Origin of the sequence: Amycolatopsis sp. NPDC051045, from assembly GCF_040682955.1 — a bacterium.
GTDB lineage: Bacteria > Actinomycetota > Actinomycetes > Mycobacteriales > Pseudonocardiaceae > Amycolatopsis.
Genome location: NZ_JBFBCC010000030.1, coordinates 23,498 through 47,627, shown reverse-complemented (window position 1 = coordinate 47,627; position 24,130 = coordinate 23,498). Strand labels below are relative to the sequence as shown.

Here is a 24,130-nt window from a genome sequence, read left to right as displayed (position 1 = left end):
CCTGGGTGGCGAGGGAGGACCTCCATGGCGACTGTGCGCGACGAGGCCGACGCGCGGCGGCAGCTGCGCGCGGAGCGGCAGCACGACACGAACGAGCTGGTCATCGCGGGGCCGGTGCCCACCGCGAGCACCGGCGGCATCGAACTCCACTACGACGGGGTCGAGGGCGTCAAGAGGGCCATCGACGAGCGCTACGACGAGCTGAGCCATCACCTCGAAACGGCCCGCGCCCTCGACACCGACCTGGCCGACGGCAAGGGACCGGTCGCCCACTGGATGCGCCGCTCGTTCGCGGTGCGCGGCGGAGCCGAGGCCGGCGGGGTCCAGGCCGCGCTGCAGTCATACCTGGCCGAGCTCGCCACGCTTCGGCAGACGCTCGACACGGTCGTGACGATGCACCAGAGCAACGACGCAGAGGCCGCCGCGGCCCTGCCGACGGGGGACGCCGATGCCTGAGTTCTACTCGACGCACCACGCCCCGACTGCTCGGCAGCGGGCCAAGGCCCGGCGTGTCCGCAGGGAAAAGGCCGTCAACAACCGCGAAACCACGTTCGGCCGGATCAACTGGGACAGCTATGAGCACCGCGAGCTGTGGGACATGGTGCAGTCGGCCGTCCCGGCGAAACTCGACCAGCACGCGGCCTGGTGGAAGGAGGTGGCCGCCGGCGTCAGCTCCGCGACCGAGGAGGTGTCGGCGCTCGTCCGGAAGCTGCGGGAGTCGTGGCAGGGACCGTCGGCGGACCAGGCCGCGGCATCGGTGGACCGGCTGACCGGCTGGGCGACGACGGTGGGTGACAACGCCCAGCGCGTCGGCTCCGGCCTCGACACGTACACGTCGGTGGTCAGCGAAGCCCGGCAGCGGATGCCCGAGCCCGTGCACTACTGGGCCGAGCGGTGGTTCCGGCAGGGGTACGCGGTGAAGCGGCTCGACGGCCCCGAAGGCACGTACCTGCTGGACCAGCTGCTCGACGACAAGCTGCCGACAAAAAAGGAAGCCGACGACGCCAAGGCCGCGGCCGTCCGCGTGATGGAACAGTACGAGAGCGCGAGCCACGACGTCCGCCACCGCCTGCCCCCGGAGTTCGACACAGCCCCGCCGGTCACCGCCGGCCCGGGCTCGGCACCACAGCCGCCGGTGGTCCGGACCCCGCCCGCACCGCCGGTTCCCCGCGATCCGGCGCCGCCGCCGAACGAGGTATCCCACGACGAGCCGGGCGCCGGACCGGACGACTCGACGTCGACGGCGTCCGCGCTGCCGACCACGTTCACCGGCGTCGGGGCCCCGGGCGCGTTCGACGGCGTCATCGGCCCCGCCGGGCCGGGCTCGTCGGCTGCCGGCTACGGCCCCGGCTTCGCCGTAGCCGGAACGCCGGGTTCGCGGACGCCGGGTTCCGGGACGTTCGGCGAGGGCGGACGAGCCGGAGCGGGACGCTTCGGTGCCGGGACGTCGGGCTTCGGACCGGGCGGGACGAACGGCCGCGGCACGGCGGGCGGGTACGGCATGTACCCGCCGGGCCAGGGAACGCGGCGCGAGGAGGACACCGAGCACCGCGACAAGTACGCGAAGGGCTACGACCTGCTCGACGACCTCCCGCCGGCGTACCCACCGGTGTTCGGCGAATGACGGGCTTCCAGGCCGACCCGGCGGCCCTCGACGCACTGGCGCTGCGGCTGGAGGACACGGCCGAGGAGTACGCGGCCGCGGCGGCGCGGATCGAGGCGCCGCCCGGCGATTTCGGGCCGGCAGCGGTGTCGGGCGCGCTCGCGGCACTGACCGGCGAGTGGTCCGGCCGGATCCGGGCGGCGGAACGGGACTTCACCGCCGCGGCGACCGGTGTCCGGACGGCCGCGAAGGCTTACCGGGCCACGGATGTCGCTGCCGCCGAGGAGCTGGGCCGGGCCGATGGCTGACCGGAATCGCGAGCCCGGCCGTCTTGCCTTCGGTGAGCTGTCCGAGCCCCACCACCCCGCCTCCGGCGAACCGGCCCGCGCCCATGGCTGAGTTCCGCGGCCTCGGCTTCGACCCGGTCCCCGGCAGCCCCGACGCCGCCGCCGAAGCCGCCCGCCGCTACACCGCCACCGCGGCCCGGCTCGAGGAAATCGCCTTCCCCGGCACGATCCCCGAGTGGGCCGGTCGGTCCGCACAAGCACTCGCGGACCGCGCCGGACGAGCCGCCGCCGGCCTGTCCGCGACCCGCAATGCCCTCCGCGCCGCCGCCGGAGTCCTCGAAGACTGGGCCGGCACCCTCCTCGCGAACCACCGCCGGGCCGAGGACCTCGACCGCCGGGCCACCGCCGCGCGCCAGGCCGTCACCACCGCGCACGACGACGTCGAACAGGCCGAAACCGAAGCCCAGTTCTCCCCCGCCACCCAGCCGAACCTCACCGCCGCCCGCGCCCGGCTCGCCGCCCGCCGAGACGACCTCGACCACCTCCTCGCCGAAGCCCGCGAGCTGGAACGCGCCCACAGCACCGAAGCAACCCGCGTCGCCGAGCGGCTGAGCGCCCTCGGCGACGGCGCCCCCTTGCCGGAAGCACCGGGCTTCCCCGGCGTGGCAACACACCTGGAGGCGTTCTCGGCCGTCGGGCGCGAGCTGGGCGGCACCGTCGCGAAGACGCCCGTCGTGCCGGTCACGCCGCCGCCGGGTGCCGTCAGCGCGTTCGCCGCGGCACTGGGTGGCCGGTGAAACTGCCCGCCGTTCCGGGGATCACCCCGGTGAACCTGGATTCGGTCGAGCGCACCACCGCTGAGCTGCACGCGCTGATGGCCCGCTTGCGCGGTCCCGACGCCGCCCGCGACCTCGGCCTGGAAGCCGCCGCCGTCCAGTGCGCGGAGATCGCCCACGAGCAGCGGGCCGGGCTGCTGGCCCTCGTCGAACACCGCGACGCCGATCCCGCCCTGCTCATCGCCGGGGTCGTCCCGGTCGACGGCTCGATCGACGAGGTCGCCGACCTCGGCTACTTCATCGCGGACACGACACCCGGCATCCGCGACGTCAGCTCGGCACGGACCGGCCGCGGCTACCCGGTGGTGATCGTCGAGCGGATCGGCCTGTCCGGCGCGCAGCTGCAGGCCGTCGTGCTCGACCCGGACCGGCCGCGCGCGGCCGTGTTCACCTTGCACTCCCCCGGTGGCCGCGGCTGGCTGGAGGTCGCCGGTCTGGCCGGGACGCTCGTCGCCGGCGTCGACCTCACCCCCGCAGCGCCCGCTCCCGGAACTCGCGCGGGGTCCGGCCGGTCGCCTGGCGGAACGTCCGCGAGAAGTGCGGGGCGCTGGTGAATCCGCAGTCCCGCGCGATCTCCGCGATCCCGCGCCCCGCCTTCGCCGGGTCGGCCAGCAACGCCTTGGCACGCTCGATCCGCAGGCCCTTGAGCCGTTCCGACACGCCTTGGCCGTCGTCGAACAGCTGGTACAGCCGCCGACGCGAGATGTACAGCGCTTCGGCGACCTTGTCCGCGCTGAGCGACTGCTCGCCGAGGTGGGCGCGCATGTACTCGAGAGCTTCGCGCCGCCGGCCCGCGAGCGCGTCGACGCGGTCGAGTTCGACGCGCAGCGCGCTCCGCAGCACCAGTTCGGCCAGGCCCAGCAGGTGGTGCGCGAGGCCGTGCGGGTCGAGCCGCGGACCGGCCGCCACGACGTGCGCCACCGCGCTCGCGAAGAGGCTTCGCAGGGGCGCGGCGACCTCGACCGGCCGGAACATCAGCGGCCGCAGCTCGGCGAAGGAGATCGACAGCTTCGCGGCCGCGACGGTCAGCATCACGACGCCGGACGGCTGCAGGTGCAGCGTCGCGTCGGCGAACGTCAGCTTCGCGCCGGACTCGGCGACCGCCCGCGGGACGGGACAGCGCAGCAGCAGCTGGACGTCCTCGGGGTCCCTGCGGCCGCCGAGGATCGCGGCGCGCGCGGCCGCCGCGCCGGACGCGCGGACGACGAGGTACCCGCTCGCGGGGACGTCCATCGGCTGCGGCTCGGCCATCGGCACCATCGTGCCCGACGGCGGCCGCTCGGCACGGGAAGGGGGACCATGGCGCGGCGCACCGCGACGGCGGCGGGAGTGATCCTCTCGCATCTGGAATTCGATCTCCTCTGGGAGGACCTGGGGCCGGGCGGGCCGCCGCCGTACCCGTTGGACGTGCCGTCGCACGGCGCGACGCACGCCGAGCGCGACGACCTGGGCGTCCGGGTGTTCGCCGGCCTCGCCGACGCGGGACTCACGGACGGCGACGACGTCGACCCGGAATTGGCGGACCTGGTCGTGTTGCTGAGCTCGCCGTCGCTGAGCGTCGACGCGCTGGTGCTGGCCGAAGCGCCCTGGCGGCTGCTCGGGGCGGCGCGGGACGGCGCCGGGGTGCTCGCGGTGCTGGACGACCGCGACCTGGTGCTGGAGCCGGTGCGCCCGGACGGCCTGGTCCCCGCGGTGGCCCGGATGGTGGGCGACGCCGAGGTGGGCCCGGGTGACCAGCTGCGGCTGCCGCGTGCGGCGTATTCGGCGGCGATGGACGCGTACGCGCGCGGCGGGTACGACGCGTTCGAGCGGGGGTTGAGCACGGCCGGGATCACCGGCCGCGCGGTCCGTCCGCTGGCGACGCTGGTGACGGCGGAGCGGTACGCGGCCGGCCAGCTGGCGGCGACGGGCCCGGCGGGCCGGAGCCCGGTACTGGCCTGGTTCGACACGGCGGCGGGCCGGTACGCCGTGACCCCGGAGGACGTGGGCGGCGAGCCGTGGGTGATGGTGACTCCCGCCGATGGCGCTTGGCTCGCCGACCGCCTGGGGCGGATGGTCGACGACGTCCGCTGAGCAGTCTCCCGCGGCTGCTCGTGAGTGGTTCTGGCCGCCCTGACCACTCACGACCACGTCGCCCAGGTCGCCGGTACCAGCGAGTCGTCGTCGGGCTCCGGCGGGCGGTCCGATCGCGCGGCCGGCTCGGCCTCCTCCGGCAGCAAGTCGCCCAGCAACTCGCGTCCCTGCCGCAAGGCGTCCGCGCCCGCCTCCGACGCCAGCCGCCGGACCAGCCCGGCCAGCTCACCCGGCGGCTTGTCCAGCGCCCACCGGTCGAACCGCAGGTCCACCAGCGCCCCGTGCAGATCGACCACCACCGAAACCCCGTCATCCGCCGCGGCGGCGCGAATCGCCGCCAGCCGCGCCCCATACCCCGGCTCCGGAGCGCCCCACGCATCTTCGGCCAGCTCGAGCGCCGTACGCGAATCGTTCACTGCGCCCGCCAGCTGTCCGGCGTGGTGTCTTCCGCCGCTTCCCCCGGCTCGGGCAGGCCGAGCGCCTCGGCGCCGTCCTGGTTGTGCCACAAGGAAGCCGTGGCCCGCGCCGACGCGGCCGCTGTCAGCAGCAGGATCCGGCGTGCCAGCTCGTCCGGTTCCAGCCGCAGCGCCGCGGCCTCCAGGGTCAGCTCCTGCAGCGCCCCACCGGGCGCGACCTCGACGGCGACCGTCCGGTCGGCGGCTTTTCCGGTGATCACGGGTGCACCCCTCCGTAGAACGTCGACGCCGACAGCGTGTGGGTGTTCCGGCGGACGGCGTCCCCGGAGTTGCCTTCGATCATCGTGACCCGGTTCCCTTCGACCTTCTCGACGATGCCGATGTGCGTGCTCGTCGACGTGTTCTGCGGGCCGGTGCCGAAGATCAGCACGTCCCCCGGTCTCGCTTCGTGCAGCGAGTTCTTGCCGTAGGCGTGGCCGTTGCGTTCGCCCCAGTGGTAGACGTCGCCGCTGAAGGGCAGGACCGGGATCTTCACGCCGGCCTTGCGCCACATCGCCGTCGCGAACGACGAGCACCACGCCGCGGTCGGCCCGTACGGGTTCCGGTTGCTGCCCGGCGGGCTCTCGCGCGTGCCCAGTTCCTTCCGCGCCGCGTGGACGATCTCTCTGCCCCGCCCCGGAACCTTGCTCGGGTGCGTCGTCTTCGCCGTCTTGTCCACGACCCCGTCGTGGGTCAGGTCCTTCCGCAGCTCGTGCAGGTTCTTCGCCGCCGCCTTGAGTTCCGCGTCGACGTGCCGCAGGGTCGACGCCGACTGCCGCGTGTACCGCGGCGCCAGGTCGGCGGCGTGCCCGACTGCTCGCATCAGCGCCGCCTGCGTTCCGGCCGCGACACCGGCGTCGAGAACCTGCTTGGCCTGGGCGGTGTACTCGTCGACCAGCCGCTGCACGGCCACGTGACCGCTGTCCACTGCGGACGCCACGTGGGCGACGATCTTCTCCGCCGCCGCGCCGGCCGCACCGGTGATCCGCAGCTCCTTCGTCAGCTTCGCGCTGTGGTGGCGGAAGCCGTCCGCGCCGCGGCCGTGCCAGTGACCGAGAACCGTGGTGCTTTCCTTGTGGTAGGCGTCGTGCTGGGCGTCCAGCGCCCCGGCCACCTGGTGCAGCGCGTATTCGGCGCGGACGGCGTCCTCGGCCTTCCCGGCGAGCTTGTTCCGGTGCGCGACGAGGTCCTTGGCGAAGGAATGCGCGAGCGCGGCGGTGTCCATGTCAGCCCTTCCCGTTCAGCGCGGCGACGGTGGCCGTCTCGTGGTCGCGGTAGGACTTCGCGGCCTTCCCGGCCGCCGACGCGAGCCCCTCGGCGTGCGCGCCGACCCCCTTGACCTGCCGTTGCAGCGCCAGCCCGAACCCGGCCAGCGCGTCGGCGAAGCCCGACTCCTCGCCGATCTTCCCGAAGCTGTCGCGGGCGATCCCGCGGACGTCGCGCAGCTGCCCGGTCGCGGTGCCCAGCGCGTCGGCGACGTGCCGGGTCCGGTGCACGTAGGAGTGCAGCACCGCGTCGTTCACCCGGAGCGGGCTGCCACCCGCGCTGGCGCCACCGCCGGTCTTCCCGTGGTGCTTCGTGACGTCTTGGGCGGCCTCGCGCGCGGCCGTCAGGTAGTGCTTGTACGCGCCGTTCGTGTACGTCGACCAGGGCGTGAAGTCGTGGCCGTCGCCCGAGATGCGGTTGGCGACCCTCGCGTTGGTGTCCGGGTCGAACAGCTGGTCGTCGGACTTCAGGTGGTACTGGCGGCGCCGTTCCGGGCCGAGCGCACCCAGCATGTTGATCTGCCAGAGACCGTAGGAGTCGTCCGGCGGGGTGGCGTTGTGCGCGGTCGTCCGCCCGCCGGACTCGGCCAGCGCGACCGCGACCGCGGTGGTCAGGCCCTGGTCGCGGAACCCGGCCGTGTAGGCGTGCCGGGCGATCTGCTCGGCGCTCAGCTGCGTCATGGTCCGAGCTTCTCCGTCCGGGTCACCGTTTCGGTAGGCGTGCTGCACGCAGGGACAACCCGGGTGCACGCGCGGCCGTCGATCCTGCTCCGCGTGCTCTCGTCGGCTACCGTGAGCGTGTGGACGGGCTCGGGACCGGGCCGCCCGAGGATGGGAGCGCATGCGATGACCGGGCACCCCGCTGTCACGTCGATCGACGCAGTCGCGCCGGACCTGCTCGCCGAAGCCCGCGGCCACGGCTCCCGGCGGGCAGCGCGGACGCTGGTGTCCGGGAACTCCCAACGGGCCACCCTGATCGCGCTGGTCGACGGGGCCGAGCTGGCCGAGCACGACTCACCGCCGGCCGCGACGCTCTACGTCGTCTCGGGCACGGTGCGGCTGCACAGCCACAGCGAGGAATGGACCCTCGAGCGTGGGCAGCTGGCGACCATACCGCCGGAACGCCACGGACTCACGGCACTCGGCGACGCCGTCGTCCTCCTCACGGTCGCATTGCGGTAGCAGACCTGGCGGGGCGGTGCGGCGGGTCCCGCCGCGGGCGATCAGCACCGGGCAGAGCGCGTAGGACATCAGCGACTGGCTCGCCGAGCCGAGGGCGAGACCGCGGAACCCGCCCCGGCCACGGCCAGCAGCTGTGCCCGGTCGGCGAGGTCGAGCAGCCACCCGGCCAGCACGACGCGGTCCACGACGACGTCCGGCTCCTTCTCCGGCCAGCCGACCGTCCGCTGGGCAGGCAGCTCGCGCTCGTGCTCCTCGACGGCCGAGCTGTTCATCGGCCACCGACCTTCTTCGCCGAAGCCGCTCCCAGCGCGAGCTTCCGCCCCCGGTTCGGAGGGCCTTTGATCCGTTCCGCCCGGTCCCCGGGAACCGGCGCCCGGCGGCCGTCACCGGCTTCGTGGCCGAGCCCGCGACCGCTGGGAGTCCCTGGCTGTCCTACGGGTCACCACCGGATTCGTGTTCCTGTGGGCGTTCCTGGAGGCTCCGTTGCTGAGTCCGGCTTCAGCTGACCGGTGGGATGCTCGACCAGCGCGAGCGGAGGGCCGAACCATGGACCGGCGAGAAGTGCACGAGCAGTGGGAGCGCGACCGCGCCACCCTCCACGCGCTGGTAGCCGCCGCGACCGCCACCGATCTCCGCCACCGGTCGGCGGGAACCCGGTGGACCAACCGGCAGCTGCTGTTCCACCTCGTGTTCGGCTACCAGATCGTGCGTGCCCTGCTGGTGCTGGTCCGCCTCTTCGGCCGGCTGCCCGACCCCGTGAGCCGCGGGTTCGCCGCCGTGCTCGACGCGGCCGCTCCCCCCTTCCACGTGATCAACTACCTCGGATCCTGCGGCGGCGGCCTGATCGGACCCCGGCGCGCCGCCGCGTGGCTCGACCACATCATCGCGTCGCTGCACCGCAGCCTGGACCGGGCCACCGACGCCGACCTCGCGCGCCGGATGCACTACCCGACCCGGTGGGACCCCTTCTTCCGGCCCACCATGACCATGGCCGACATCTACCGCTACCCGAGCCGGCACTTCGCCTTCCACCGGCAGCAGCTCACCCTCGATCGGTAGCGGCTCAGCACAGCACGTGCTCCCGTCCTGGCGCACCAACGGGCTGGTCGTGGTTCCGGTCATCAGGTCCTCCTGCGGGTCTCGTGGCCGGCATCGCCGGGGGAGGTACTCACGGATCAGAGCACGAAGTCCCTTTCACCGGGGACCAAATCCGCCTGCCTGCCGGACCGCGGTCGCCGACGCTGGAACGACGGCCGGACCTGACCTCTTGATCGACCGCTTCCTCCCGCACCCGCACTTCGAGGCGCGATGGCCTCATCGAACGACGCTGGTGGTCAGCCGCCACGCTGACCAAATGCGCGGGCAAGCTGCTGCCGGGCAGCTGGCGGAACTGTTCAAAACGCTCCTCAACGGCCACTTCCCAGCACTTACCGCCTGAAGTCCGTCACCGCGGTGGATGCACGATGGTCGGGTCCGACGCATCGCGATCCGCGCCCGGAGCGACTGGGCCACCGGCCCACCGGCCAGGCGGACCAACGATCCGCCGCGCAGGGGGGCCTCGGTGGTGGTGGGGTGGGTCAACTCGGCCGGACGATGAAGATCAGCGCCTCAACGTGTCCTCCGGTACCCGTCGGCGAGGGTGGGATCTGGTCGCCCGTCGCCGGGGTTCTGCGTGTGACGCGTGGCGATCCTGGTGCTCTGCGGGGCTCGCGCGCGTGGCGGTCCAGACCCTCGTCCTCGCCGGTCGCTGCGAAGTGCGGCACTCTGACTTGGCCCCACCTCGGCATCGAGGGGTGCCTGGCCTGGAGCACCCCTGGATCGACCGATCAGAAATCCTCCGCCACGCCGTCAGTTCTGGTAGCCCCCTCGCACCGGTGGAAGGATTGACGACCATGACCGACGCCAGACCGCTGGGCGCCGACGAGGCCACGTTCATCGCGGCGGCCCGCTCAGGCGATGCAGCGCGGTTCGCGCTCATCACGGAGCGCCACCGGCGTGCGCTGCAGGTGCACTGCTACCGGATGCTCGCGAACTACGAGGACGCCCAGGACATGACGCAGGAGACGTTCCTGCGAGCGTGGAACAAGCGGGAGTCGTTCAAGGGCCACGCTGCGCTGCGGACCTGGCTGTGCCGGATCGCGACGAACGTCTGCCTCGACTTCCTGGACAAGCGCAACGACCGCACACCCGTACCGTCCGAGCTGCCGGAATCCGGCTCCGAGATGCTGTACCTGCAGCCCTACCCCGACCGGATGCTCCCCGAGGACCCGCAGGAATCGGCGGTGGCGCGGGAGACGATCGAGCTGGCGTTCATCGTCGCCGTCCAGCACCTGCCGCCGCGGCAGCGGGCGGTGTTCATCCTGCGCGACGTCCTCGGCTGGCCGGCGTCGAAGGCCGCCGACGCCCTCGAGCTGACCGTCGCATCGGTGACCAGCGCACTGCAGCGGGCACGCGTGACGATGCGCGAGCAGCTGCCCGACCGCCGCCTCGACTGGCGGAGCCCCGCCACCCACGAGCTGTCGGATGACGAGCGCGGCGTGGTGAAGTCCTACATCGACGCCCACGAGCGCAACGACCTCGACGGGCTGATGTCCCTGCTGCGCGACGACCTGCGCTTCGCGATGCTGCCCGAGCCGGGCACCTCGACCATGACGGCCAAGGATGCGGTGGACGGCTGGGTCTCCGGTGGGCTCTTCCAGCGCGGCCACGACGACTGGCGCGGTATCACCACGACGATCAACCGCACGCCTGCCGCCGTGCTGTACCTCCGCACCCCCGACGACCCGGAGTACCGGCTCTTTGCCATTGCGGTCCTGCACATCGTCGACGGGAAGATTGCCGAGCTCACCGGATTCGACGCCACCGACAAACCATGGCTGGACCTGCCCCCGACACTGTGATCACCCGTGTCCCCGTCGTCGACGAGTCCAGCGCACGGGGCGCCGTCACCGCCCCGCCGGCGTTGCCGGCGGGGCTCCTCATCTCCAGCGCCGAAGTCACGATGAGCACGCCAGGAAGGATTTCGACCTGGCCTCACGACCCGGGCATGTGGCCCGTGCTCATCGCCTCGTCTCGTATCGGGTCAGCACCACGCCGCCGGGAAACGTCCGCGTCTCCACGAGGTTCAGGTTCGCCCAGCTGTCCAGCGCCGCGAAGAACGGCGTGCCGCCGCCCACCAGAACCGGGTGGGTCGCCAGCTGGTACTCGTCGATCAGCCCGGCCCGCATGGCCGCCCCGGCGAGCGTCGCGCCGCCGATGCCCATCGGGCCGCCGTCCTCGGCCTTGAGCCGGGTGATCTCGGCGACCGCGTCGCCGGTGACCAGGCGGGTGTTCCAGTCGACCTCGTCGATCGTCGAGGAGAACACCACCTTCGGCGTGTCCCGCCAGTTCCGCGCGAACTCGATCTCCGCCGGGGTAGCGTTGGGCAGTCGGTCGCCGGTCGGCCAGTGGGAGCTCATCATCTCCCACAGCTTGCGCCCGTACAGCGACAGATCGCTCGCCCGCTCCCGGTCGAGCCACCACTGGAACAGCTCGTCGCTCGGCACGCTCCAGCCGATGTCGTCGCCGGTCGCGGCGATGTAGCCGTCCAGGGTCACGTTCATGCCGAAGATCAGTTTCCGCATCATGCCAGCCTTCCGTGGGTCGGTCTCACACGTACAGACGGGCGCGGCGCGAAAAACTCATCAGAGCGTGCCACCGCTGGACTACTGCCCCCTGGCGGACTTCATCGCGCGGAGTCCGGCGTACCTGCCCGCGCTGGACCAGCACCTCGCGTCTGGTAGCGGCTTTTCCGACATCGCAGCGCACGAGGTGGACGCCGCGGTGACCGGCCTGAATTCGCCACACCTCATCATCCGCCGGCACGCCGTAGCCGTTCCCGGCCGGCGACGGCTCGGCAAAAACGTCGGCCGACGGGTGTTGCCGCTGCTCTGCCGCACGATTCGGCAAGATCCGGACGCCGTCGTACGTCGCCTGGCGATTCTGTCGCTGCTGTGGTGGCGGATCGATTCCCGCCAGCTGGCCGAGGTAAGACGCGGCGTCAGCGGCGGGCGATCTGCACCAGGTCATCGAAGCCCACGTGTGCAGGTTGTCCTTGATCGCTTCGCTGGGTCATCCCCGATGCCCCCATTCGATGGACAGGGAAACGCGCTGTTCCGACATGAACAGATGTCCGGTTGGCCGGGTCGGGGCGGGGGTGTCTGCCGTCCAACCCGACCCAGCCTCCGGCCACCGAATTTTGGACAATTAGTGGACAAAGCCCGCCAACAATTGAGACTGGAAAGATCTTATATCGCCGAACATCAACAGCTGATAAGACGTTAAAAATCAACGTCGAACCAGCCCACTCCCCCAGCCGGGGGATTTGTGCGGCGCGGACGAGCGCAGCGCGTATCGTTTCGCCAGAGCCACGGAATCACCAGTGACTCCCTTCCGAAATGAACGACAAAGGCCCCGCAATGCCGCCCGGGCGGTGATTCCACCGAACGACCACGACATCCCCCGAGGCCGGAACGGAACATCATGAGAAACATCCGGACCGTGGCGAAAGCGCTGCTGGCCCTGGTCGCCACCGTGTCCCTGGCCTTGACCGGCGCCACCGCGGCCTCCGCCGACACCGCCCCGGTGACGTGCGCGGCGGGCGCGCAGTCCTCGACCTACGACCCCGGGCTGCGCCTGGTGTTCACCCCACCCAACGTCCACGTGCACACGGAAGGAAACCTCGGGGTCTGCGTGGCTCTGGACTTCGTCCACACGGCCGGCACCTTCGAACTGGACGGCACGGGCCCCCTGAGCTGCCTCGACGGCGGCTCCGGCGGAACCGGCAGGATCGACTGGGCCGCTCCCGGCACGCACGACTCCCACTTCACCTACACCGGCCTGATCGTGCTCCGGCCGGACGGCGTCAGCGTGATCACCGAAACCGGTCAGATCACCTCCGGCGACTACGCCGGCCACACCCTGGTCATGGCCAAGGTGGTGGCCTCGGTCAACCTGGTCGCCTGCCTCACCCCGCAGGGGCTGACCCAGACTTCGGGACCGGTCAACGTCGTCATCCTCTGACCCGCACACCGCCGGGCCGCAGCCGACCTGTCCGATCGGCCGCGGCCCGCGCGCGTCGGCGGATCCCGCTGCCGCACCGAGGCGGCCGCAGACGGGAACCGCGTCAGTCCAGCCACTCGGCGGCCAAGCCGAAGGGCAACTCCTCGGCGACGGTCGCGAAGTACCGCAGTGCGCGCAGTTCCGCGTTCCCTCCAGGGCGCCACGATGACCAAAGTGATCGCCAGGAAGCGTGCGCGCTGCCCACCGGCCATCGGCAGCGCGACCGCCCGAGGTAGGGGTCACCGGGATCCAGCCGGCTCAGCCAGGCCATCCCGGCCGAGCGTGGCCGCAACGCCGGCCGTCAGCAGCACCGCTCCGGAAAAGCGGTTGGTCAGCCGCGGGATCGCCATCGCGACGGCGAAGTTGACCACCGTCATCGGGAGGAAGCCCAGGCCGGCCGCTTGACCCCCTGCCGGCCGGGGATACACACCGATCCAAAGGTGGCCGGGGCGCTCCCGCCCCGGCCACCGGTGTCGGCACGGTCAGTTCATGATGGGGCGGTTCAGGTCGGCGCCGATCTGGAAGCTCGTCACCGAGTCCGGGTTCACCGCGATCCAGTCCGCGTCGAGGTCACCCTCCTTCACCTCGAGGTCGTCGCCCCGCAGGGCCGCTATCCGGTCGCCGTCGAGCTGGAAGGCGGTGACGCCGCTGCCCAGGTGGACGATGTCCGCGTCGAGGTCGCCGTCCTTGGCGTAGAGCTCGCCGCCCTCGGCGAAGGCGATGCGGTCGGTGTCGAGGTGGAAAGCGGTGACCGAATCGGCGTCCACCGTGAACCAGCCGGGGTCGAGGTCGCCTTCCTTGACCAGCAGCTCACCTGCCGCGGTCAGCGCCGCGAGGCGGTCACCGGAGAGCTGGTAGGCGGTCGCGTCGACCTCCTGGTCCACCGACGGCGCGTCGAGCTCGCCTTCCTGGGCGAACAACGCGGTGCCCTCGCGGTAGGCGATGCGGGTGCCGTGCAGTTGGAAGTCCGTGACACCGCTGTCGGCGATGGTCTCCCACTCGGGTCCGAGATCGCCTTCCTTGACGAGCAGTTCGCCCTCGGCGGTCAGCACGCCGACGCGGTCGCCCTCGATCCGGAACGCCTTGACGACCGCGTCCTGGTGCACGGCCTCGCCGTCCACCTCGCCGTCGACCACGTACAGGTCGGTGCCCTCGGTGAACGCGATGCGGTCGCCGTCGAGCTGGAAGTCGGTGACCGAGTCGGCGTCGACGGTGTACCAGTCGGGGCCGAGGTCACCTTCCTTGACCAGCAACGCACCGTCGTTCTTCAGCACCGCCACGCGGTCGCCCTCCATGACGTACTTCTTCACGTCGGAGGCCTGCCACTCCGGCGGCGCCTCCAGGTCGCCGTCCTTCGCCCACAGCTCGCCGCCCTCGGCGTAGGCGACGCGCTGCGAGCCGGGTGCCGGAGCGCTCGACGTGCCGCCCTCGAAGAGGCGGACCGCGCCGTAGTAATCCCCGTGCGAAGAGGCGGCGGAAACCCGGACCAGCGCGCCGGAGTTCGGTGCCTCGACGATCCAGCCGTCACCGAGGTACATCGAAATGTGGTGCAGGTTGCCGGGAGCGGTTCCGTACAGCAGCAGATCGCCGGGCAGCAGGGGGTCGTAGCCCTCGGAGCTCAGGAACCGGTCGACGACTCTGGACGACTGCCACTGGGTGGTGGTGATGCCGTTGATGATGTCTTCGCCCACGGCCAGCGCGTAGGCGTAGCGGACGAAGCCGGAGCAGTCGAGGCCGATGACGTTGCAGTCGTTCGGCGCACCGGCGCCCGCGTTGCAATCCCCCCTGGACGGCCCCGGCTCGGCACCGTGGCCGCCGGCCCAGGCGTACGGGACGCCGATCTGCTCGCAGGCGCTCTCGACCGCGGCCGCGGCTTCGGCCGCGGCGCCGTCGGCGAACACCCCGCACTCGGGAGCCGCGGAGGCGGCGGGTGCGGCGGCGAGGTTGAGCGCGGTGGTGCCGAGCCCGATCACGGCGGCGAGCGCCAGCCGGAAGGTTTTCTTCATCGCAGATGTCCTCGTGGAGTGTCGGGAGAAGTCAGGGACGGACGCAGTTGATGTGGCCGTCGGGCAGCTCGCCGCCGTTGAAGTAGCGCAGCGCGGCCTCGAAGTCGGAGCAGCGCTCGCCGTCTTCGCGCGCGTCCTTGGCGTAGCCGATGTAGGCGTCGACGAGGCCCATGTTCAGGTTGTCGGCGGCGTTGTTGCTGTCCGAGCGGGCTTCGGTCCAGTACCACTTCGCGATCTGGGCGCTGTACTGCAGCGAGGCGGCGGCCTCCGGGTCGGCGAGCAGGTCGTGGCCGACGTAGCCGCTCGCGGCGCCGTAGTTGGCGGAACCGGTGAGCTGGATGTACCCACGCCCGAGGTAGGGGACGGTCTGACCGTCTTCCCCGGCGTTGTAGCGGAAACCGCTCTCGTTGCGCAGAGTGGCGAGGAACGCCGCGATGCGGGCCGGGTTGGTGATCTCGCCTTCGGCCATGGCCTGGTTGAGGCTGTCGAGGCCCTCCGCGACGATGTCCTCTTCGCGCAGGAAGCCGTAGATGGCGGTCAAGTCGTCGAGCGTCACGAGCGTGCCGCCACCGCCGCCGTGGCGTGGTGCGGCGAGCAGCTGCACGCCGGTCGCGCTGTCTTCGTCGGCGGTGAACCAGCCGGGTTCGAGGTCGCCCTCCTTGACCAGGAGCTCACCGTTCTTGACCACCGCGACCCGGTCGCCGACGAGGTCGAACGCGGACACGCCCTCCTCCTGGCGGAACGACTCGGCGTCCAGCTCCCCTTCCTGCGCCCACAGGTCGGTGCCTTCCAGGTAGCCGATGCGGTCGCCGTCGAGCTTGAAGTCCGTGACACCACCGGCGATCTCGTCCCAGCCGGGCTCCAGGTCGCCGCCCTTGACCTGCAGCAGGCCGTCGTTCTGCAACGCGCCGATCCGGTCGCCGCTCAGCGCGAACTTCTTGACGTCGGACTCCTGCAGGATGGACTCGGCGTCGAGCTCGCCCTCCTGCGCCCAGAGCTCGGTGCCCTCGGTGTAGGCGATCCGGCTGTCCTCCAGCTGGAAGTCGGTGACGTTGTTCTCGCTGATCACCGCCCAGTCGGGGCCGAGGTCGCCCTCCTTGACCTGCAACACGTTGTCGGTGGTGAGGACCCCGATGCGGTCGCCCTCGATCCGGAACGACTTGACGACCGCGTCCTGGTGCACGACCTCGCCGTCCAGCTCGCCGTCGACCACGTACAGGTCGGGGCCCTCGGTGAACGCGATGCGCCCGTCGCGGATCTGGAAGTCGGTGACCGAGTCGGCGTCGACGGTGTACCAGTCGGGGCCGAGGTCGCCCTCCTTGACCAGCAGGGAACCGTCGTTCTTCAGCACCGCGATCCGGTCGCCGTCCAGCTGGAACTTCTTGACGTCGGACTCCTGGCGCTCCCAGTCCGCGTCGAGTCCGCCCTCCTTGACGAAGAGCGTGTCGCCTTCGAGCACGGCGATGCGGTCCTCCTGACCGGTCGCCGCGGTCGCGGGTGGCGCGGGCACCACGAGAAGGCCGGCACTGACGGCCAGCGCCAGTGTCGTGCGCAGGGGCTTGGACATCGGTGGAGCTCCGTTTCGCTCGGAAGTACTGCTGTCCCTTGCTGTCGGGACCGAGCCTGCCGAGCGCCGTTGACTGCGTCGTGACGCGGCGACGACGGGTCGCGTCATCGGCACCGGCACCCGGAAACAGCGAAAGGCCGCAAGTGGACAGTCCACTTGCGACCTTTGCGCGGGTGTCTTCCTAGTGGTGGCGCACCCTCACGCACACCCAGTCGAACAGCGCGGGCACGGCCGATTCGACCATGCGGAGCACCTCGGCGTACTCCCCCGGCCCGCCGTAGTACGGGTCGGGTACGTCGGCGTCCTCCCCCGCCGCCGGGTCGAACGAGCGCAGCAGCCGCACGCGGGTCAGGTCGTCGACCAGTCTGCGCAGGGTCCTCGCGTGCCCGGAATCCAGAGCCAGCAACAGCGACGCCGCCAGGTGGTCGCGGCCCAGCGGGGCGGCCACGTGTCCGGTGGGGTAGCCGTGCTCGGCCAGCACCGCGGCGGCCCGGCGGTCGGCGGGGGCGCCCGCCTGCCACAGCCCGGTGCCCGCGCTGGTGACCCGCACCCGGCCGGCGAGCCCGCCGCGGGCCACGTGTTCCCGGAAGACCAGCGCGGCCATGGCGGAACGGCAGGTGTTGGTGCTGCACACGAAGCAGACGTGCATGTCGCGCTCAGCCGAGCAGACCCTCGCAGGCGGCCAGCACGAGCGCTTCGGTGCTGTCCGGGGATGCGGGGTCGCTGCCGGGCTCCGACGCGTTCAACGGGGACGGCCACCCGTAGGAGAGCATGCTGCTGCCGTAGCCGGCGATCCAGGGGTCGTCGTTCCAGCCGGCCTCGTAGCCGATGTGCAGGTCACCACCCGCCCACAGGATCCGGTCGGACGGTACGTAGCACTGCGTCTCGTTGGCGTACCCCATGATCCACAGGTTGCCGACGCCGGCGTCCTGGGCGGCGGCGGCGATCAGCACGTGGTAGTCGCTGACCACCTCGTGGGCCAGTCCGAGGATGGTCAGCCCGCCCATCTTCCAGCACTGCAACGGCATCGGGATCGACGCGGGGAGAGTACCCGTGTCGAGCTGCCCGATCATCAGCCGCGCGTGCCGCACCTCCGCCTGCCCCAGATGACCGTCCAACCTGGACTCGAACTTGCTCCGCAGCTCGGCGCGCACGCCGTCGTCGGTGGTGTCGACGGCGAACGGCAGCTCGATCTCGGTCAGCTCGGTCGTGATCGGGCCCTCGACGTCGGTGAAATCGCCCTGGTCGATCGTGTCGATGACGGCCGAGGCGAGGATCTGCCCCAGTTCGCCGGTCGGCAGCGGAAGCGGGTCCTGGTCGCCGGCGGTGCCCTGGAAGAACAACGCCATGGCGCCGAGCTCCTGCTCCACGATCTCCGCGGCCACGCCGACGAAGTCGCTGTGGAACTCGAACGGCGCCCGGCCGCACGACACGGGGTGCGTCGCGCAGCCGAACAGCACGGCGAGCAGGCCACCGTTCTGGGCGTCGCGCACGGCGACGACCGGCACGCCGGTCAGCACGAGGTCGAGACCGACCCGGTTGCGCCCGACTTCCGCCGACCCCTCGGCGAAGTGCAGGGTCGCCGGGATGGGCGTCTCGGCCACGGTCCGCTCGACCAGGTCGGTGAGCAGGTCCATGAACACGGACGTCGATCCGTTGACGGCGTCGACGTCGGCGTCGCTCACGTTCAGCACCACCCTCGGGTCGGGGTGGGTGTCGCCGATGAACGGGCCGCTGTGCGTGTGGCTGGCCACGACCATGAAGTCCGAGCTGCCGACCAGGCCCAGCTCGTCGCACACCCGCCTGCGCAGCTCCTGGTGCACGTCACGGGGGATGCTCACCACGTCGACCCGCAGCAGCACGTTGACCGACCCGTTGTCGTGGATGGCGATGCAGTGCGCGCGCAGCGGGTGCGCCGGCGGCGGGGCCGACGCGGAGGCGCCCCGCGGGTCCCAGCCGTAGCCGCCCATCCAGAGGCTGGGCCAGTCGGGCACGTGCGGCGTGATGTCCAGTTCGTTGTAGGCCACCGCGAACTGGCTCGCGGGGGCGGCGAAGGCGGTGGCCGTGCCTGCGAGCCTGGTGGTGACCACGGCGGTCGCGGCGAGCACACCGCCCCGCAGGATCGAACGACGGCTGATTCCGGGCATGACGGAGCTCCAGGAGGGTGGTGGGCGGACTTCAGACCGGGTCGCCCGCGAGTTCGGCCGCGATCCGGGAAGCGACGGTGTACGGGTCGCCGACGGGCTGGGTGGTGTGCGCCTCGGTCTGCGCGGTCCAGGCGAGACCGAACCGGTCCCACTCGTCCTCCAGGCTCGGCTCGTTGCCGGAGCTGATCGTGCCGGGCAACGCGTCCAGGAACTTCTGCCACCTCGGCCGGTAGTAGCCGCCGAGCAGGCCGTGCCAGTCGCGGTTCGCGTACTCGTGCAGCCCGTTCGCCCCGAGGGTCTTCGAGGTCCAGATGGTGAGGATCGACCGCGCGTGCCACTCCAGGATGCCACGCTCCTCGTCGTCCGATCCCCACGACTTCGCCTGCTCCAGCCACGGGCCGAGCAGCCAGCCGCGGTCGGTCGCGAGGATCTCCGACGACAGGTCGAGCGCGCGCAGGAACCGTTGCGATTGGCGGGAAACCCCGGCGCGGTCCCGTGCTTCGTAGGCTTCACGGAGCTGGTCGACCAGCAGCCGGCCCCGGTTGGCGAGCACCTGCCGGGTCACGTCGACCAGGTCGTAGCGGTAGGTCGGCAACGAGCGCAGCGCGGGCGCGACGGCCAGCAACTCGCCGAGCACCGGCGCGAACTCGGCCGGGTCGTAGCGCCAGTCGTCCGGCCCGAAGTTGCAGGCGGAGGTCAGGTTCAGCGTCGGCCACGCGGCGAACGGCGTCTCGAAGGGGCCTTCCTTCTCGGTGTGCCCGGTGGCGGCGAACGAGTACGCGGTGCGCAGCAGGATCCGCCAGGCCGCGGCGGCGTGCGGGTCGTCGGCGCCGTAGCGGCGCCGGGCGTAGGCGAGGATCCACGGTTCCAGGTCGACGGCGGTGCGCCGCCAGGTCATTTCGCTGAGCAGGTCCGCGACGACCGGGTTCTGGTGCGTGCCCTCCAGTGCCATCGCGCTGCCGACGAGCCGCTTGCGCTGCGACGAGGTGCGCACCTCCGGGAACGTCCGGCCCGGTTCGGTGAGGTTGCCGAACATGCCGAGCCTGCCGCCGAAGTTCTGGATGGTGCCCCAGCACCACGGCACCCCCCAGTAGGCCTCGGTGTCCGCCCACTTGCGGCTGTCGTCGGAGTCGAGGTCGAGCACCACGACCCGGTTCTCGTCGACCGCGTTGAGCACGTCCAGCTGCGGGTTGTCCTGCCAGCCCTGCATCAGCCAGATCGCGCCGGGCACGGCCTTCTCCAGCTCGTCCTGCACCGCCTTGGCCGCTTCGCCGAGGTCCGCGCCGTCCAGCACCGCGGGCAGCTCGTCCGTGTCGACCTCGTGGAACAGGTCGTTCGAGTAGTGCGTCGTGGTGCCGAACCGGTCGGTCTGGGCCTGGTAGAACCGCTGTGCCACCTCGGGGTAGAGGGCCTCGGTGGTGTCGAGCCAGTACGGCCGGGGGTGGCCGGCGTAGACGCCCTGCGCGGGAATGTGGGTGTCGGGGTGCAGGTCGGCGAACACCTGGTCCGGCACGTGGCCGGCGAACGCGGGGAACACCGGGGTGATGCCCAGCTCCCGCATCCGCTGGATGATCCGCAGGCCCAGCTCGGCCCGCTTCTCCAGCAGCGCGAGGCTGACCGGGCCGCTGAACGACGACGCTTCGTCGTCGTAGCCGGTCGTCTCGCCGTACCACTGCCACGGCTGCATCGCCGGCTGCGAGATCCACTGGCGCACCTGCAGCTCGGTCATGCCGAAGTCCTGGAAGGTGTCGTACCAGACCATCTCCTGGCCGATCAGCGTGAGCGCCCGGTTCGTACCGCTCGCGGCGAGGAGGTCGATCTCCCGTTCCCACTCCGACCAGCCCCAGAACGGGGTGGTGTAGCCGAAGACGGTGAAGTTGTAGGCGTAGCGCTCGGTCAGCTCGGTCGACTGGCGGATCGTCGCCGCCGGGGTGGGCAGCGTGGCAGGCAGCACGATCCGGTCGCCGTTGGTCGACAGGTGCTGGCCCGCCACGTACTTGAGCCACCAGTGGAACGCCGACAGGGTCGCCACCGCGCTGGTGCCCGCGAAGATCGGCCTGCCCTCGAACTCGCGGACCTCGAACGCGTCGGCCTCCCCGGCCTGCGGGGTGAGCTGGCGCAGGCCGATGAGGCCGTCCACGTTCCGGCCGAGCAGCCGGGAGATGGCCGCGCGGACGAGCGGCCCGTCCGCGGGCACGGAGGCCAGTGTGGGTGCCGCGGCCGACGCGGGTGCGGCACGGCCCGCGCTGAGCAGTGCGGTCGCCATGGTGCCCACGAGGAAGCCGCGGCGGGAGATGCTGTGCATGGTGTCGGTTCCTGTCGTCACCGGACTGGGATGTGCCCATCCTCTTGAGCCGTCGTGACGTCCGGTTGACGCGGCGTTGACGCGAGTCCCATGGCGAGTTTCATCGCGGTCGCCTCGGTGTCGTGCCGCCGGGCCCGCTCCGCCAGGCCCAGTGCCTGTTCGACGACGGCGAGCACGGCCAGCGCCTGAGCCTCGCGCAGCCGGAAGCCCGTCGAACCGGCCAGCTCCAGCGCCTGTTCGACGTGGTGGAGCCCCTCCTCGGGCGGCAGGGTGCGGCCGAGGCCGATCAACGCGGTGATCTCGCCCTGCCGGTAGCCCGCGCTGCGGCTGATCGCCAACGCCGACGTGTGCTGGGCCAGCGCGGTCTCCCGGTGACCGGTGCGGTGCTCGACCGAAGCGAGGGTGTTGAGGGCGTCGGCCTCGTACCGCAGGTTGCCGGTTTCCCCGGCGAGCTCCAGCGCCTGCTCGCAGTACCGGCTGGCCGCGGCGTAGTCGCCTGCCTCCCGGTGGGTCGCGCCGAGGTTCTGCAGCACCTCCGCTTCGTCGTGGCGCGCGCGCAGCCGGCGGTGGACGGTCAACGCGGCGTGGTGGTGCGCCAGCGCCTCGTCGATGCGGCCCTGGCGCAAGCGCACGCCACCCAGGTTGTTGCGCGCGGTGGCGCCGGTGTGCGTGAGACCGGCCCGTTCGCACAGCGCGAGCGCCTCGGTCAGGTGGGTGTCCGCCTGGTCCAGCTCGCCGCGTTCCAGGTGCATCGCGCCGAGGTTGACCAGCGCGGCGGCCTCCAGCCGTTCCTGCCCCAGCTCCCGGCTCGCCGCCAGCGCCTGCGTGGAGTGCGTGAGCGCCGAGGGCAGGTCCCCCAGCTCCAGGTGCACCACACCGAGGTTGCCCAGCGCCACCGTCTCGCCGATCCGGTCCCCGTTCTCGCGGTGCCCGGCCAGCGCCCGGCCGAGGTCCTCGATCGCGGCCGGGTAGTCACCGCGGCTCCAGAACAGCATGGCCTTGCTGTTGCGCAACCACGGCCGCGCCCCGCGCTCCCCCGCCTTTTCGGCGGCGGCGAGGGCGGTGGTCGTGACGGTGAGCAGATCGGCGTCCAGCCGGCGGGAGTGCAGGTAGCCGCGGACCGCGTCGGCCAGGTGCCAGGCGTACTCGGGCGCGACGCCGGCCGCCTGCCGGACCGCGGCGACCAGGTTCGCGCGTTCCTCGTCGAACCAGGCCGCGGCGTCCAGGTGGTCCGCGAGGTGCGGCACCAGCGGCGGCACCTCGGGCACCGGCCGGGGGAACCGGGCCAGCGTCGGGTGCAGCAGCTCGGCGGCCGCGTCCGCGGTGTGCAGGTAGTACTCGTAGACCCGGCACAACGCCTGCGTACGCGCTACCGCGTCGTCCTCCTCCTGGGAGGTCGTCACCGCGTACAGCCGCAGCAGGTCGTGGAACTGGTAGCGGCGCGGCTCGTACTGCTGCACCAGGCTCGCCGCGGCCAGCTGTTCCAGCAACCGGGTGGCGGTGCCGAACGGCACGCCCAGCAGTGCCGCGGCCGTGGGCGCGGCGAAGTCCGTGCCGGGCACGAGGCCGAGCAGCCGGAACAACCGGGCGGAGTCCGGCTTGAGCGCGCGGTAGGAGGGCACGAACGCGCCCCGCACGGCCGCCGACTCGTCCCCGTCGATGGCCAGCGCCGCCAGCCGGTCGTCCTGGCGCAGCTCGGCCACGTACTCGGCGATGTCCGGCTGCGGCCGGCTGGACAGGTTGGCCGCCGCGATCCGCAGGGCGAGCGGCAGGCCACCGCACAACGCGGCCAGCTCGCTGCCGGCCACCGGGTCGTGGTCGATCGCGTGGCCCGCGATGCCGGCGATGAGCGTCCGGGACTCGTCCTCGGACAACACGTCCAGCACGACCCGGCGCGCGCCCTGCAGCGCGGTCAGCCCACGCAGCTCGCTGCGGCTGGTCACCAGCACCGAACAGCGTGCTTCGGCGGGCAGCAACCTGCGCACCTGGTCGGCATCGGCGGCGTTGTCGAGCACCACCAGTACCCGTTTGTCGGTGAGCAGCGAGCGGTAGAGCAGTTCCTGCTCGTCCTGGTCGAGCGGTACCCGCTCGGCGGAAACGCCGAGCGCGCGCAGGAAGTAGCCCAGCGCCTGGCCGACGGTCGCCGCCGGGCTGGTCGAGTACCCGTGCAGGTTGACGTGCAGCACGCCGTCGGGGAACTCCCACCGCAGCCGCCGCGCGAGGTGCACGGCCAGCGCCGACTTGCCCACCCCCGGCGGTCCGGACAGCACCACGATGGGGGCGGCCGTCGCGCTCCGGCCGGTGAGCAATTCGGTCGCGAGGGCGATCTCGTCCGCGCGGCCGACGAAATCGCCGATGTCCGGCGGCAGCGTCGTGGTCGCCGCCACTCGCGGGGCGGGCGCGGGCGCGGCGTCGAGCGCAGGATCGTTGCGCAGGATCGCGTCGTGCAACCTCCGGACCTCCTCGCCGGGCCCCAGCCCCAGTGACTCGGCCAGCAGCATGTCGAGGTCGCGGTACACCTGCAGCGCGTCGGCCTGCCGGGCGGCGCGGTAGAGCGAGAGCATGAGGCTCGCCCAGAATCGTTCCCGGAGGGGGTGCTCCGCGGTCAGCGCGCGTAGCTCACCCACCAGTTCGTCGTGGCCACCCAGCTCCAGGTCGGCTTCGATGCGCTGCTCCAGCGCCAGCAGCCGGCGTTCCACGAGCGTGGGCACCTCGTCGCGGTGCAGCACTTCCGACGGCGCGTCCACCAGTGCCGGCCCACGCCACAGCCCCAGCGCCCGGCGCAGCAGCGCGGACCGGGTCTGGGCGGCAGGCGTCTGCCGTGCCTGGTCGATCAGGTCCGCGAACCGGAAGAGATCCACCTGGTGCTTCGGCACGTCGAGAACGTAGCCGCCGGGAACGGTCTGGATGGTGCTCGCGTCACCGAGCGCCTGCCGCAGCCGCATCACGTACGCCTGGCAAGTCGTGCGCGCCCCGCCCGGCGGGGCCTCGTCCCACAAGGCCTCGATCAGCCGTTCCACCGACACGGTCTCCCCCGCACGCAAGGCCAGCGCACTCAGCACGACCCGGTGCTTGGCGGCGGCCAGCGGGATGACCACGCCCTCCCGGCGCACCTCGAGTGGCCCCAGCAGTGCGAAGCTCCACATGCGTCATCCCCCCGAGCCAGCGCTGGAGGTCATCCTGGTGCAGGGCTCCGCGCCGGTCAACAGCTCCTCCGACGCCGAGACGGGCACCAGCACCGGGCCGCGAACACCTGTCACGACGGTCACTGCGTCCGGCAGGCAGTCCGTCGGCACTCACAGGG

At 71.9% G+C, this 24,130-nt stretch carries 25 protein-coding genes; 11 read left to right on the top strand and 14 right to left on the bottom strand.

The annotated features are described in order from the left end of the window. Positions 1-24 precede the first annotated feature (24 nt). The 5 genes from AB0M80_RS39515 (at position 25) to AB0M80_RS39495 (ending at position 3,280) form a co-directional block, all read left to right on the top strand. Entirely contained in the window at positions 25-456 is a 432-nt protein-coding gene (locus tag AB0M80_RS39515) for a hypothetical protein (protein ID WP_364575183.1), read from the top strand. After that, positions 449-1,624, top strand: coding sequence for a PPE domain-containing protein (locus AB0M80_RS39510; RefSeq protein WP_364575181.1), 1,176 nt, complete (start codon positions 449-451; stop codon positions 1,622-1,624). The genes AB0M80_RS39515 and AB0M80_RS39510 overlap by 8 nt, the downstream gene beginning before the upstream one ends. Continuing rightward, entirely contained in the window at positions 1,621-1,911 is a 291-nt protein-coding gene (locus AB0M80_RS39505) for a hypothetical protein (protein WP_364575179.1), read from the top strand. Before AB0M80_RS39510 ends, AB0M80_RS39505 begins: the two co-directional genes overlap by 4 nt. Before the next feature lie 83 nt (positions 1,912-1,994). Then, positions 1,995-2,687 (top strand): hypothetical protein, encoded by a 693-nt coding sequence (locus AB0M80_RS39500; RefSeq protein ID WP_364575177.1) that lies wholly within the window; start codon positions 1,995-1,997, stop codon positions 2,685-2,687. Further along, entirely contained in the window at positions 2,684-3,280 is a 597-nt protein-coding gene (locus AB0M80_RS39495; protein WP_364575175.1) for a hypothetical protein, read from the top strand. Before AB0M80_RS39500 ends, AB0M80_RS39495 begins: the two co-directional genes overlap by 4 nt. Here AB0M80_RS39495 and AB0M80_RS39490 read toward each other — a convergent pair. Continuing rightward, positions 3,192-3,977: a helix-turn-helix transcriptional regulator gene (locus tag AB0M80_RS39490; protein ID WP_364575174.1), complete on the bottom strand. Its 786-nt coding sequence runs from the start codon at positions 3,975-3,977 to the stop codon at positions 3,192-3,194. The genes AB0M80_RS39495 and AB0M80_RS39490 overlap by 89 nt on opposite strands. 48 nt (positions 3,978-4,025) lie before the next feature. Here AB0M80_RS39490 and AB0M80_RS39485 point away from each other — a divergent pair, with 48 nt between their 5' ends. Continuing rightward, the gene (locus AB0M80_RS39485) at positions 4,026-4,799 is read left to right on the top strand and encodes an ESX secretion-associated protein EspG (RefSeq protein WP_364575173.1); all 774 of its coding nucleotides are present in this window, start codon (positions 4,026-4,028) and stop codon (positions 4,797-4,799) included. A 47-nt stretch (positions 4,800-4,846) separates the two neighbouring features. On the opposite strand, the gene AB0M80_RS39480 is transcribed toward AB0M80_RS39485, so the two are convergent. Genes AB0M80_RS39480 through AB0M80_RS39465 form a run of 4 tightly spaced genes read right to left on the bottom strand, consistent with a single transcriptional unit; the run spans position 4,847 to position 7,200 of the window. Next, positions 4,847-5,215 (bottom strand): hypothetical protein, encoded by a 369-nt coding sequence (locus AB0M80_RS39480; protein WP_364575171.1) that lies wholly within the window; start codon positions 5,213-5,215, stop codon positions 4,847-4,849. Beyond that, entirely contained in the window at positions 5,212-5,475 is a 264-nt protein-coding gene (locus AB0M80_RS39475; protein ID WP_364575170.1) for a YbaB/EbfC family DNA-binding protein, read from the bottom strand. The genes AB0M80_RS39480 and AB0M80_RS39475 overlap by 4 nt, the downstream gene beginning before the upstream one ends. Further along, on the bottom strand, positions 5,472-6,479 hold the full coding sequence (locus tag AB0M80_RS39470) for a CHAP domain-containing protein (protein ID WP_364575168.1): 1,008 nt from the start codon (positions 6,477-6,479) through the stop codon (positions 5,472-5,474). Before AB0M80_RS39470 ends, AB0M80_RS39475 begins: the two co-directional genes overlap by 4 nt. A gap of 1 nt (position 6,480) precedes the next feature. Next, positions 6,481-7,200, bottom strand: coding sequence for a transglycosylase SLT domain-containing protein (locus AB0M80_RS39465; protein ID WP_364575166.1), 720 nt, complete (start codon positions 7,198-7,200; stop codon positions 6,481-6,483). 165 nt (positions 7,201-7,365) lie between these two features. On the opposite strand from AB0M80_RS39465, the gene AB0M80_RS39460 reads away from it, so the two are divergent. Continuing rightward, on the top strand, positions 7,366-7,701 hold the full coding sequence (locus tag AB0M80_RS39460; RefSeq protein WP_364575164.1) for a cupin domain-containing protein: 336 nt from the start codon (positions 7,366-7,368) through the stop codon (positions 7,699-7,701). A gap of 68 nt (positions 7,702-7,769) precedes the next feature. On the opposite strand, the gene AB0M80_RS39455 is transcribed toward AB0M80_RS39460, so the two are convergent. Further along, positions 7,770-7,973 (bottom strand): hypothetical protein, encoded by a 204-nt coding sequence (locus AB0M80_RS39455; protein ID WP_364575162.1) that lies wholly within the window; start codon positions 7,971-7,973, stop codon positions 7,770-7,772. A gap of 274 nt (positions 7,974-8,247) precedes the next feature. Between AB0M80_RS39455 and AB0M80_RS39450 the strand changes: the two genes are divergently transcribed. Continuing rightward, the gene (locus tag AB0M80_RS39450) at positions 8,248-8,760 is read left to right on the top strand and encodes a DinB family protein (protein WP_364575160.1); all 513 of its coding nucleotides are present in this window, start codon (positions 8,248-8,250) and stop codon (positions 8,758-8,760) included. Between the two features lie 833 nt (positions 8,761-9,593). Then, positions 9,594-10,601, top strand: a complete 1,008-nt coding sequence (locus AB0M80_RS39445; RefSeq protein WP_364575158.1) for an RNA polymerase subunit sigma-70 — start codon at positions 9,594-9,596, stop codon at positions 10,599-10,601. 159 nt (positions 10,602-10,760) lie between these two features. On the opposite strand, the gene AB0M80_RS39440 is transcribed toward AB0M80_RS39445, so the two are convergent. Next, on the bottom strand, positions 10,761-11,324 hold the full coding sequence (locus AB0M80_RS39440; protein ID WP_364575229.1) for a dihydrofolate reductase family protein: 564 nt from the start codon (positions 11,322-11,324) through the stop codon (positions 10,761-10,763). Here AB0M80_RS39440 and AB0M80_RS39435 point away from each other — a divergent pair. Then, positions 11,302-12,024, top strand: a complete 723-nt coding sequence (locus AB0M80_RS39435; RefSeq protein ID WP_364575156.1) for a HEAT repeat domain-containing protein — start codon at positions 11,302-11,304, stop codon at positions 12,022-12,024. The genes AB0M80_RS39440 and AB0M80_RS39435 overlap by 23 nt on opposite strands. A gap of 198 nt (positions 12,025-12,222) precedes the next feature. Further along, on the top strand, positions 12,223-12,762 hold the full coding sequence (locus tag AB0M80_RS39430) for a hypothetical protein (RefSeq protein ID WP_364575154.1): 540 nt from the start codon (positions 12,223-12,225) through the stop codon (positions 12,760-12,762). Positions 12,763-13,040: 278 nt separating this feature from the next. On the opposite strand, the gene AB0M80_RS39425 is transcribed toward AB0M80_RS39430, so the two are convergent. The 7 genes from AB0M80_RS39425 to AB0M80_RS39395 all read right to left on the bottom strand — a co-directional run bounded on the left by AB0M80_RS39425 (position 13,041) and on the right by AB0M80_RS39395 (position 23,972). Next, the gene (locus AB0M80_RS39425; protein WP_364575152.1) at positions 13,041-13,178 is read right to left on the bottom strand and encodes a hypothetical protein; all 138 of its coding nucleotides are present in this window, start codon (positions 13,176-13,178) and stop codon (positions 13,041-13,043) included. A gap of 105 nt (positions 13,179-13,283) precedes the next feature. Next, complete coding sequence (locus AB0M80_RS39420; protein ID WP_364575150.1) at positions 13,284-14,807, bottom strand: NlpC/P60 family protein; 1,524 nt, start codon at positions 14,805-14,807, stop codon at positions 13,284-13,286. 31 nt (positions 14,808-14,838) lie between these two features. After that, entirely contained in the window at positions 14,839-16,374 is a 1,536-nt protein-coding gene (locus AB0M80_RS39415; RefSeq protein ID WP_364575148.1) for a glycoside hydrolase family 19 protein, read from the bottom strand. A 181-nt stretch (positions 16,375-16,555) separates the two neighbouring features. Next, positions 16,556-17,023, bottom strand: coding sequence for a protein tyrosine phosphatase (locus AB0M80_RS39410; RefSeq protein WP_364575146.1), 468 nt, complete (start codon positions 17,021-17,023; stop codon positions 16,556-16,558). Positions 17,024-17,030: 7 nt separating this feature from the next. After that, a complete protein-coding gene (locus AB0M80_RS39405) occupies positions 17,031-18,521 on the bottom strand; it encodes a hypothetical protein (protein WP_364575144.1) in 1,491 nt (496 codons plus the stop codon). Positions 18,522-18,552: 31 nt separating this feature from the next. Then, a complete protein-coding gene (locus tag AB0M80_RS39400) occupies positions 18,553-20,847 on the bottom strand; it encodes an alpha-N-acetylglucosaminidase (protein ID WP_364575142.1) in 2,295 nt (764 codons plus the stop codon). Beyond that, positions 20,844-23,972: a BTAD domain-containing putative transcriptional regulator gene (locus tag AB0M80_RS39395; RefSeq protein ID WP_364575140.1), complete on the bottom strand. Its 3,129-nt coding sequence runs from the start codon at positions 23,970-23,972 to the stop codon at positions 20,844-20,846. The genes AB0M80_RS39400 and AB0M80_RS39395 overlap by 4 nt, the downstream gene beginning before the upstream one ends. Positions 23,973-24,130: the final 158 nt, after the last annotated feature.

Bases quoted from the DNA above. Each gene is read 5' to 3' on its own strand.
- AB0M80_RS39515 (WP_364575183.1), top strand. From the start codon at position 25: ATGGCGACTGTGCGCGACGAGGCCGACGCGCGGCGGCAGCTGCGCGCG.
- AB0M80_RS39510 (WP_364575181.1), top strand. From the start codon at position 449: ATGCCTGAGTTCTACTCGACGCACCACGCCCCGACTGCTCGGCAGCGG.
- AB0M80_RS39505 (WP_364575179.1), top strand. From the start codon at position 1,621: ATGACGGGCTTCCAGGCCGACCCGGCGGCCCTCGACGCACTGGCGCTG.
- AB0M80_RS39500 (WP_364575177.1), top strand. From the start codon at position 1,995: ATGGCTGAGTTCCGCGGCCTCGGCTTCGACCCGGTCCCCGGCAGCCCC.
- AB0M80_RS39490 (WP_364575174.1), bottom strand. From the start codon at position 3,977: ATGGCCGAGCCGCAGCCGATGGACGTCCCCGCGAGCGGGTACCTCGTC.
- AB0M80_RS39485 (WP_364575173.1), top strand. From the start codon at position 4,026: ATGGCGCGGCGCACCGCGACGGCGGCGGGAGTGATCCTCTCGCATCTG.
- AB0M80_RS39470 (WP_364575168.1), bottom strand. From the start codon at position 6,479: ATGGACACCGCCGCGCTCGCGCATTCCTTCGCCAAGGACCTCGTCGCG.
- AB0M80_RS39465 (WP_364575166.1), bottom strand. From the start codon at position 7,200: ATGACGCAGCTGAGCGCCGAGCAGATCGCCCGGCACGCCTACACGGCC.
- AB0M80_RS39460 (WP_364575164.1), top strand. From the start codon at position 7,366: ATGACCGGGCACCCCGCTGTCACGTCGATCGACGCAGTCGCGCCGGAC.
- AB0M80_RS39455 (WP_364575162.1), bottom strand. From the start codon at position 7,973: ATGAACAGCTCGGCCGTCGAGGAGCACGAGCGCGAGCTGCCTGCCCAG.
- AB0M80_RS39450 (WP_364575160.1), top strand. From the start codon at position 8,248: ATGGACCGGCGAGAAGTGCACGAGCAGTGGGAGCGCGACCGCGCCACC.
- AB0M80_RS39445 (WP_364575158.1), top strand. From the start codon at position 9,594: ATGACCGACGCCAGACCGCTGGGCGCCGACGAGGCCACGTTCATCGCG.
- AB0M80_RS39435 (WP_364575156.1), top strand. From the start codon at position 11,302: ATGCCGAAGATCAGTTTCCGCATCATGCCAGCCTTCCGTGGGTCGGTC.
- AB0M80_RS39440 (WP_364575229.1), bottom strand. From the start codon at position 11,324: ATGCGGAAACTGATCTTCGGCATGAACGTGACCCTGGACGGCTACATC.
- AB0M80_RS39430 (WP_364575154.1), top strand. From the start codon at position 12,223: ATGAGAAACATCCGGACCGTGGCGAAAGCGCTGCTGGCCCTGGTCGCC.
- AB0M80_RS39425 (WP_364575152.1), bottom strand. From the start codon at position 13,178: ATGACGGTGGTCAACTTCGCCGTCGCGATGGCGATCCCGCGGCTGACC.
- AB0M80_RS39420 (WP_364575150.1), bottom strand. From the start codon at position 14,807: ATGAAGAAAACCTTCCGGCTGGCGCTCGCCGCCGTGATCGGGCTCGGC.
- AB0M80_RS39415 (WP_364575148.1), bottom strand. From the start codon at position 16,374: ATGTCCAAGCCCCTGCGCACGACACTGGCGCTGGCCGTCAGTGCCGGC.
- AB0M80_RS39410 (WP_364575146.1), bottom strand. From the start codon at position 17,023: ATGCACGTCTGCTTCGTGTGCAGCACCAACACCTGCCGTTCCGCCATG.
- AB0M80_RS39405 (WP_364575144.1), bottom strand. From the start codon at position 18,521: ATGCCCGGAATCAGCCGTCGTTCGATCCTGCGGGGCGGTGTGCTCGCC.
- AB0M80_RS39395 (WP_364575140.1), bottom strand. From the start codon at position 23,972: ATGTGGAGCTTCGCACTGCTGGGGCCACTCGAGGTGCGCCGGGAGGGC.